Below are 8,837 nucleotides of genomic sequence, written 5' to 3'. Positions count from 1 at the left end.
GACGCATCGGCTATGAGCTGATTCCTAAGGTGGACACAGCTACCGCTGTTCAGGCAATTATGGCAACTGAGTAATCCGCAAAATTTTTGCGCCCCGCAAAGATCGTTTTTCCCTACCCCGAATGGCTTCGGCAGCACTCAATAATCATAACTAAGGTGTATAGGTGTTCGTTTCATATCGATCAGGATATGAGCATGACGAAAAGATATTTTTCACGTATCGGCGTGAAATGGTAGTAGAAAGATAAAGGAGCGTATGATTATGTATGCAAAAAGATGGATGGCAGCAACCCTGGCCGGCGCAATGGCGCTCACATTGACCGCATGCGGCGGCAATGCAGACGGCACATCGGCCGCAGAATCTGGTAATTCGGGAGACGATGTGAAGAAAATCAGCGTCATTCTGAAAACTTCGTCTGCTGAATACTGGCAGTACATTCAGGCGGGCGCAAAGGCGTATGATGCAGAGCACGACGATGTTGAAGTATCCATCAAGGGTCCGACTTCAGAGACCGCGTTTGATGAGCAGATGTCCATGGTTGAGACCGATCTGAGTAATACGGATTTTGATGCGTATGTCATCGCACCGTTGCAGCCGGATACAGTCAAGACCATGATCGCAGGCGAAACCCGTCCGGTTGTTGCCCTCGACAGCAATATCCCGGATGCGCCGGAAGTCAAGACTTTTGTTGGTACGGGCAATGAAGCTGCTGCGAAACAGGGTATGGAAGCAGCCGTTGAGGCGGCAAAGGCTGCCGGTTGGACCGAAATCAAGGCAATCGAGATTTGCGGTGTACAGGGTGAGCCGACCAATGAAGCACGTAAAGCTGGTTTCATGGCAGGTATCGAAGAAAACGGTGGAGATTTCCTTGAAGAAGAGACCCAGTATGCAAACGCGACTGCAGATCTAGCAGTTAACTGCATGGAAGCAATCATGCAGACCCATCCCGAAGGTATTGCTATCATTTGTGCCAATAACGATGATATGGCAATCGCAGCGGCTCGCACCGCAGCTTCCAATCCGGCTTATGAAAATACCATCTTCTTGGGTTTTGACGGCGTAAAATCGGCATGTGAATCTATTTTGAACGGTGAGCTGGACATGGCAGCTGCACAGGACCCGTATAACATGGCTTATCAGGCGGTTGACGCAGCGGTTAGACTCATTGATGGCGAAACTCTGCCTGAGTTTATTGATTCTGGTTCTGCTGTCGTTACCAAGGACAATGCACAGGAGCGCTTGGATACCCTCAATGGATATTTAAGCTGATTGTTCTATTCCAGAGCAATTCAAAACACATAGCAAATCCCTCCGGTGTCGGATCAATCCACACCGGGGGGATTTTTATTTAGCCGCACAAAGTGTATATCTACTCAAATATTGCTTGCCTTTAAGTGGAAGCTATACGTGGTTCCATTACTTTACTTTTTGGTACGCAATCACAACCTCACCCTCTGAAATCATCCGAAGCAAGGACACCGGTCCGGGAATCTGCTGGGCACAGAAGTTCTTCCATAACGGAATAGGGCTGAAACCCAGTTTATGTACCCTTCGGAGTAGATCGTCTACCGCAAAGCCTTCGGATGCCATTTCCTCCAATACTTGATCGACCGATTGCTTGCGCTGCATTCTATGGGCAAGTTCCAGCATTATTTGCTTGGTCCCATCTTCGTATTTTGAATCCACAATCCGCTTCTCAATCTCCTCGATCTGGCAGAACTGAACATCGGCAAAGCACTGCTCGAAGTGCTTGCTGATGCGTTTTTCACTTTTCCGCATCAGATACCATAACAATTCACTCGGATTATCCGTGTTGAGCTTCTTTTCCAAACCACGCAGCACAGAACGCTGATACTGCACTTCGAATCGCAGAACACCTCCGGGTAAATCCTCATAATCGACTCGCAAACCTTGTTCGGTTACCTGATAGGTCTTGTCATAAATGACGAGGCTATGTGTACCGCACTGAAACTTGATGTAGTGTTTGTTGTATTTGTTCGCCTTCTTCTTGTCCTTTTCTTTGCGGGACACGCGCTTGTACTTTGGCGGCGTGGGCAGTTTTCGCAATACACGGACAACTTCGCGGAAGATTTTCTTATGGTCACAGCGGATATTCACGCATAGATCAACTCGACTGAGATAGTAGTCATCCAGCTGGTCATTGAATGCTGATCGCTTCAGAAGTGCATGAAACGCTGCTTGCAGCTCAGTGATACTGGACTTTTCAGGTGGGAAAATACCGATGTAGGATGCATCTGGATCGATGACTTTGCGAGGATTAATCACCATGCGCACATAATAGCCACGACTGTTCTCCTGATCGTGTGCGTGCTCCAATGTGATACGCAAACCATACTGTTCGTACTGTGATACTCGATATACACCTTTCGACTCTTTGTAAACATATGCCTTGGAAGAAACCTGCTTCTGATCGTACAGTTTCTCTTTGCAGCAATTCCATTCACTCTTTGTCAGTTTTCTGGAAATCTCAAATGTATGGATGGAGAATCCATCTGCTTCTAGCATAAAACGTGCTTTCTTTGTCACAATCTTGCTCATTTCAAACAGTCCTTTTTTACTGAAATATTGTTTATTGAACTGTCTGATCTGTGTGTAAAAAAATACCCCCTTATTTCTATGCTATAACATAGGAATAAGAAGGTATTTGAGGATTTTTATGTGCTTTTACGTGCGGATTTGTTGGGAATACAATAGGGCTTTGCTGTTTCGTTATTCATGCATAAGATAATATGTCTGATCAACCATTTGCTTGATGCCCGCCCACAATGAAAAGTCAATTCTTCTTTCTCTCCGTATTATCCCTTTGCTTGACATCCCTTATTATTTTTATATGGACACATTTCGGCCTCATAATTCCAAAATATGTTTTCTAAACAAAATTCAGAATTTCTGTTTTTATTTGATTTCATTTTACCCGCAAAAAGTTCAATTTTACTTTTCTAGCGCAATACCATTTTTACATATTAAAATTTATATTATACTTATATTTCACATATATTCCCTATTAAACCATCATTATTATTCAATAATACGCAATTCTCAAAACACATTTGTGCACTTTACCCATTGAAAAAAGTTCAAAAAAATGGTTTAATATAAACGCAGTAAACAAGATATAAACACACGTCAAACACAAGATATTTATCTTGTCCACCATATTCACCTATTCACACGAGGAGGTTATTGATTATGAACCAGCAGCTCAGAAAGCAGATCCGCCAGTGGAAGGATGTCTCCAAGGATCCCATCAGCTTCGCAATGTACATGCAGTGCATGAACATCACCCGCGGCTAATCTATCCCAAACAGCAAGAACGCACGCAGAGATCGTTTCCGGTCTCTGCGTTTTCTTTTATGCAGAGAAAAAGCCGCGCAGCACACGTCTGCACGGCTTTTGGGGAGAATAATCATGTCCTGTATGACAAGAAATCTGTTATCGATTGATATATGCGTCAAAGTTTTTGTACTTGTCCAGCATTTCAGGCAGTTCATCCTTGACTGCCGCCAGCTTGGGACCGCAGATTGCGCCAAAGCCCTGAATCTCGACCGTATGCTCGCGCAGTCCGGCAAAGGTACCGCGTGCACGCGCCTGCTGCTGCTCGGAGAAGGTGACCTTGACCCGGTCGCCGTCCACACTCAGCTTGCCTTCAATACCACAGATCGGGCACTCAACCGTGGTGGTACCGTTCATCATCAGCAGATTCTGATGGCACACCGGGCAGGTTCCGGTCTCACCGAACCACTCGATCTCCTCGTCCTTCTTATGATAGGCCAGCGCGGTCTGCTTGCCCATCTCGTGAATGTCGCTCATCAGCTTTTCATCCAGCACCGGATTGCCGGTAGTTCCCATGTGATGCGCGTCGTAGTTGCCGACCACCTTCATCATTGCCGGGAAGCCGAACAGATGCATGGTTGCTGTACCCATAGACACCCAATTCTTGGTGGTAGCGCCGCCAACCGAAATATAGGAGACCGTTCTGCGCTTGAAGCGCTCCTGCGGGAAGGCATCCGGGTCACCGGGTGCCTGACCCGCTCTGCGCTTGTCGAGCACCCAGTTGATCGCGGATACGTCATGGCGGCAAGAAAAACGGTCTACAAGGTTCTTAAACTGACCGACCGGCTGGAGGACATAGACCGGTGCGCCCACGATCAGGCAGTCGGCCTTGCGGATCTCATCCTCAACCATCTGCATATCGTCCTTGATGATGCAGTCGTTATCGCCGCCCTTTTCCAGACTACCCGAGCACGCACCGCAGCCGATGCAGCGGTCGATTTTAAGGCGATTGGTGTTGATAAACTTGATTTCAGCGTCCGGCTCTGCCTCACGCGCACCGAACAGTGCTTCCTTGACCAGAATGTCAGTGTTTCCCATCTTTCTGCCGAAAGATAAACCCAGAATGTACATAAATTCCCTCTCTGTCTGTGTTTTTTATAAATTTGAAACGGTTTGCACCATTTTCAGGCGTTCATCATGAGGCAGACGAGATCGCCGCAGGGATATCCCCGCAGCGATCCAGCCAGCTCGCTTTATGCCTTTTCTGCGGCCATTGCGTTGCGCTTTTCTTCCAAACGCTTGATGATCTCCTCATTCTTCTTCTCATTGAGCGGATAGAAGAAGAGCGGAACCAAGCACAGCAGATACATGATACCAAAGACCAGATTGGTGGTCAGGTTGATGCCGAACAGTGCCTGAGCAGTCTGCTGCTGGTTTGCAACGTATCCCAATGCACCCATAATCAGCAGAGCGCCGGATACGCCAAATGCCGAACCAAACTTGGTCGACAGCGAAACGGCTGCATAGGACATACCGTCTGCGCGAACGCCAATGCGGTCTTCCTCGTAGTTGATTGCATCCGGAATCATCGCCATGGGAATGGGGAACGAGAAGCAGAAGAAGCCATAGATGCAATGCAGTGCCAGAAGCAGCGGGATATTCGTCCAGCCAACCAAATAGATAACGATCAGTGCTGCACCTGCGCCGATGTAGCCAATCGCAGCCATCTTCTTTTTGCCCACGCGAACAACAAAGTTTTTGGTTACGAAGATACCAATAACCGTACACAGCGACGGCAGCGACATAAAGGCCGAAATCAGGGTAAAGCTCTGTACGTTGTACATCAGGTAGTAGATGACAACACCCATGCGGCCAAAGAATGCGGTCATGGCCAGGAGCTGAATGCAGAACAGGAGCATAAGAGGCTTGTTGGTCAGAACAGCACGGATGCTCATGCGAACCGGCATTTTCTGACCTTCCGAAACCGGATGGATGGTTTCCTTGCAGTTTGCATACACGAAGTAGAACAGAGGAAGCGCACAAACTGCAAAGATGATTGCAACATACAGGTAAGACTGCTTGGTGTAGTTTTCCGAACCGGAGAAGTACAGCAGCATAGGCGAGGTGATTGCATTGAGCAGAACCGAGCTTAAGTTGGTGCCCATCATGCGGTAGCTGTTGAGCTGTGCGATATCCTCGGGGTCGGTGGTCATAACCGTGGACAGCGAACCATATGACAGGTTAACAACCGTGTACGCCATACCGCAGCCGATATAGGTAACAGCTGCCCAGATGACTGCCGTACGACCGGTGCCAAAGGTGGTAAATGCCAGTACGGACAGCACCGCCAGAACGGGTGCGCCATAGAAAATGTACGGACGGAAACGGCCCTTCTTAGTATTGGTACGCTCGGCAATCGCACCGAACATCGGGTCGTTGATACCATCCCAGATCTTGGCGATCAGCATGATCGCAGACGCTGCCACCGGTGTGATACCGACAACATCGGTGTAATAAATACTCAGAAAGCTGCCGATGAACGTCCAGCACAGGTTACTGGCAAAGTCGCCGACACCGTATGCAAACAATGTGCGTTTTGAAAGTTTCATCTCTGTTCTACGCCCTCTCTTATCCATATTTCCACTTCTCCCGGCGTCTCTAACTGCGCCAGCTATCAAAGTGTATCTTTTTGTGAGATTCTCACGATTCTCCGCAGAATCCGTGAATGACGATTGACAAGCAAATATAAGAGAGATAAAATAAATCCGGTAAATTCTTTATATTTATCACTCTTAAGACGTGGGTCGGTGCTGGCAGGCACCGGCCCATGTCGCTTTTTCCGTCGTTTTTATCGTCCTAACAGTCTCTTCTCCATTGCAAGCTGACGCTTGGTAAACTCGGTACCGCCGCAGTACAGCTCATCCTCGTACTCGCAGATCAGATAACCGTCAAAATCGGTATCCACCAGCATATCCAGGATTTCCTTGTAGGGAATGCTGGGCTCAACACAGTCCTCACTCAGGTAATGGAACTTACCGTGCATCTCAAAGCTGTACGGCAGGATGTCCTTGAGTTCCTGAAGCAGACCGGGCAGTGCGTCCTTGGATTTAAACTGTACAAAGCCGTACATACCAGCCAGCACGCCGTTAATCGCCGGATGTGCGCCCGCTTCCATAAGCTTGCGTTGTGCTTCTTCCTGCGGAACACCGGTGCGGCGCATCTCTGCCGCCATTTCCAGATGCTCTTCCTTGACACCCGCCTGAACGGCCTTCATCCACTGGGGCTTATTGGGTGCCACCGACAGGAATCCAAAGTCCGGAACAAAGCCGAGATACTTGGAACCTGTGCGCTTGATGACCTCCAGGTATTCCTGCATCACCGGGGACGTCGGGGTCTCCGGGTTGTGGATTTCGATACCGACCTTGACATTGTACAGTTCAGCGTACGGTGCAAGGCGCTCGAATGCCGCCGGGGACAGCATGTACTGACTGCGCATGACCTTACAGCCCAGCTTATTGGCTGCTTTCAGGTCGATGATGGTATCGGCCAGCATCTCATCGTCGGTCAGGTTGCGGTCGTGCATCATGCCCTTATCATTGTTTGCACCATAGCCGACCGGGCCAATGCCGTACTTGTTCTTGAGATCCTGCACCAGACCCAGAAACTCATCGCTGACATTGGGGTAAGAGGGCAGCATCTGCGTGCCGACAATCTCATAACCCTCTGCACCGGCTGCCGCCGCCTGCTTGACACACTCTTCAAAATCGTACTGATATCTCGCGTACTCCGTTCCGTAGCAGAACAGCGTCGCGCCCAGCTTAATGTTGCTCATGCTGTACCTCCTCACGCAACCGTTACCGTAATTTTATCACCGCTATCGAGTGGCATAAAGGAATGATCGGGGCCGATCTGCATGTACGGAACGCGCAGCATCAGCTTGAGCTCGATCTCGTGCTCGCCCGCGGTCAGGCCGCCCTTTTTGATGACGCGGATCTTAGCCGGCTCAACCTGGCTCCAGAACTCGGTCACCGCGTAAGTCAATTTATAGACCGGCATTTCCTTACCGTTGAGCTCAAACGTTACCGCTTCCTGCGGCATCTTCTCACCGTCCACATAGACCTCGAGCAGGTCGATGTCGGACAGGTAATGGCCGCGATAGTAGGCCAGCTGTACATCAAACTCAAAACCGTTCTTCTGACCGTTGATGTACATGTCCTGAAATGATGCCTTTTTGATGATCTCTTCGTTGAGCTGCATGCGCATTGCGAATCCCATCACGATGCCCCCTTAAAACTTGACTTCCTTGTTTTCCTTGGCGGACTGATAAATTGCGTCCAGAATCTTGGTGACAACCAGTGCTTCCTCGGGCTTGACCAGCGGCTGCGTGCCGTTCTGAACTGCTTCCAGCCACTGACGGCAGTCGATGGTGCCTTCCTCACCGCCGCCGCCACCGAAGTATGCAACGCCGCCGACCGGAGACAGGGTCTCTTCCATCAGCTGATTGTTGCGGCCGCGGTTGTAGATCAGCTCGTTCTTGGAGTAGCTCATGCCCGAGTGGATCTCAGCGCCGGCCTTGGTGCCGCACAGGGTTGTAGATGCCTCGCGGGACTCCAGAATGTTCAGTGCCCAGCTGGCTTCCAGATTGATGGTCGCGCCGTTCTTCATCTTGACAAAGCCCATTGCAGAGTCCTCAACCTCGAAGGTGTTGGGGTCCCAGGGTCCAAACAGATTGCCCTCGGTTGCCTGCTGCAGGCTGCCCAGCTTGTAGAATACCGAACCGCTGACGCTGTCTACATCATAGTTGTTCATGCACCACAGGGTGATGTCCAGTGCGTGGGTACCGATATCGATCAGCGGACCGCCGCCCTGCTGTGCCTTATCCATAAATACGCCCCAAGTCGGAACACCGCGGCGACGAACAGCATGTGCCTTGCCGTAGTAGATCTCGCCCAGATCATCGTTCATGCAAGCTGCATGCAGGTTCTGTACCTCGGGACGGAAACGGTTCTGATAACCAACGGTGAACTGCTTGCCCGACTTCTTCCAAGCCTCGACCATCTTCTCAGCCTCAGCAGTGGAGTGAGACATGGGCTTCTCACAGTAAACGTGCTTGCCAGCCTCGAACGCTGCAACGGTGATCGGGCAGTGTGCAACATTGGGCGTGCAGACATGAACGACCTCGACATTGGGATCAGCCAGCAGCTCATGGTAATCGGTGTAAACCTTTGCGCCCGGTGCACCAAACTCCTGCGCCGCCTTCTCTGCACGCTCCTTCTGGGTGTCGCAGAATGCTACGATCTCATTGAGATCGGCATTTGCCTTGAGTGCGGGGAAATGCTTCTGGTTTGCGATACCGCCGCAGCCGATGACACCAATCTTTAACTTACTCATAAATGTGACCTCCTCATTTTTCTTTCCTTGTGGGAAGTTTTTCTTCGTTCTTTGTACAATGATTATAACAAACATTTTATTTATCCACTTCATTTGCAACAACCTAAACAAACAGCAAATTTGACTTGTTTTAGACTTCCCTGCAAACAGGC

At 49.6% G+C, this 8,837-nt stretch carries 7 protein-coding genes; 1 reads left to right on the top strand and 6 read right to left on the bottom strand.

Annotated features, from left to right (window positions below; all coding sequences use genetic code 11):
* Nucleotides 1–261 precede the first annotated feature (261 nt).
* A complete protein-coding gene (locus tag B5D52_RS13225; protein WP_016146976.1) occupies nt 262–1,269 on the top strand; it encodes a sugar ABC transporter substrate-binding protein in 1,008 nt (335 codons plus the stop codon).
* 147 nt (nt 1,270–1,416) lie between these two features.
* Here the strand turns inward: B5D52_RS13225 and B5D52_RS13220 are convergent, their stop codons facing one another.
* The 6 genes from B5D52_RS13220 to B5D52_RS13195 all read right to left on the bottom strand — a co-directional run bounded on the left by B5D52_RS13220 (nt 1,417) and on the right by B5D52_RS13195 (nt 8,685).
* Nucleotides 1,417–2,559: a hypothetical protein gene (locus B5D52_RS13220; protein ID WP_016146977.1), complete on the bottom strand. Its 1,143-nt coding sequence runs from the start codon at nt 2,557–2,559 to the stop codon at nt 1,417–1,419.
* A gap of 894 nt (nt 2,560–3,453) precedes the next feature.
* On the bottom strand, nt 3,454–4,392 hold the full coding sequence (locus B5D52_RS13215; protein ID WP_330365061.1) for a flavodoxin family protein: 939 nt from the start codon (nt 4,390–4,392) through the stop codon (nt 3,454–3,456).
* A 155-nt stretch (nt 4,393–4,547) separates the two neighbouring features.
* Nucleotides 4,548–5,903 (bottom strand): MFS transporter, encoded by a 1,356-nt coding sequence (locus B5D52_RS13210; protein ID WP_051113145.1) that lies wholly within the window; start codon nt 5,901–5,903, stop codon nt 4,548–4,550.
* A 239-nt stretch (nt 5,904–6,142) separates the two neighbouring features.
* A complete protein-coding gene (locus tag B5D52_RS13205; RefSeq protein ID WP_016146981.1) occupies nt 6,143–7,126 on the bottom strand; it encodes a sugar phosphate isomerase/epimerase family protein in 984 nt (327 codons plus the stop codon).
* A gap of 11 nt (nt 7,127–7,137) precedes the next feature.
* Nucleotides 7,138–7,569, bottom strand: coding sequence for a C-glycoside deglycosidase beta subunit domain-containing protein (locus tag B5D52_RS13200; protein ID WP_016146982.1), 432 nt, complete (start codon nt 7,567–7,569; stop codon nt 7,138–7,140).
* Between the two features lie 12 nt (nt 7,570–7,581).
* Nucleotides 7,582–8,685 (bottom strand): Gfo/Idh/MocA family protein, encoded by a 1,104-nt coding sequence (locus tag B5D52_RS13195; protein WP_016146983.1) that lies wholly within the window; start codon nt 8,683–8,685, stop codon nt 7,582–7,584.
* Nucleotides 8,686–8,837: the final 152 nt, after the last annotated feature.

The sequence above is a fragment of the Butyricicoccus pullicaecorum DSM 23266 genome (assembly GCF_900167005.1).
Taxonomy (GTDB): domain Bacteria; phylum Bacillota; class Clostridia; order Oscillospirales; family Butyricicoccaceae; genus Butyricicoccus; species Butyricicoccus pullicaecorum.
This window is presented reverse-complemented; position numbering and strand designations above follow the sequence as displayed.

Coding starts and splice junctions, on each gene's coding strand:
- B5D52_RS13225 (WP_016146976.1), top strand. CDS start 262: ATGTATGCAAAAAGATGGATGGCAGCAACCCTGGCCGGCGCAATGGCG.
- B5D52_RS13220 (WP_016146977.1), bottom strand. CDS start 2,559: ATGAGCAAGATTGTGACAAAGAAAGCACGTTTTATGCTAGAAGCAGAT.
- B5D52_RS13215 (WP_330365061.1), bottom strand. CDS start 4,392: ATGGGAAACACTGACATTCTGGTCAAGGAAGCACTGTTCGGTGCGCGT.
- B5D52_RS13210 (WP_051113145.1), bottom strand. CDS start 5,903: ATGAAACTTTCAAAACGCACATTGTTTGCATACGGTGTCGGCGACTTT.
- B5D52_RS13205 (WP_016146981.1), bottom strand. CDS start 7,126: ATGAGCAACATTAAGCTGGGCGCGACGCTGTTCTGCTACGGAACGGAG.
- B5D52_RS13200 (WP_016146982.1), bottom strand. CDS start 7,569: ATGGGATTCGCAATGCGCATGCAGCTCAACGAAGAGATCATCAAAAAG.
- B5D52_RS13195 (WP_016146983.1), bottom strand. CDS start 8,685: ATGAGTAAGTTAAAGATTGGTGTCATCGGCTGCGGCGGTATCGCAAAC.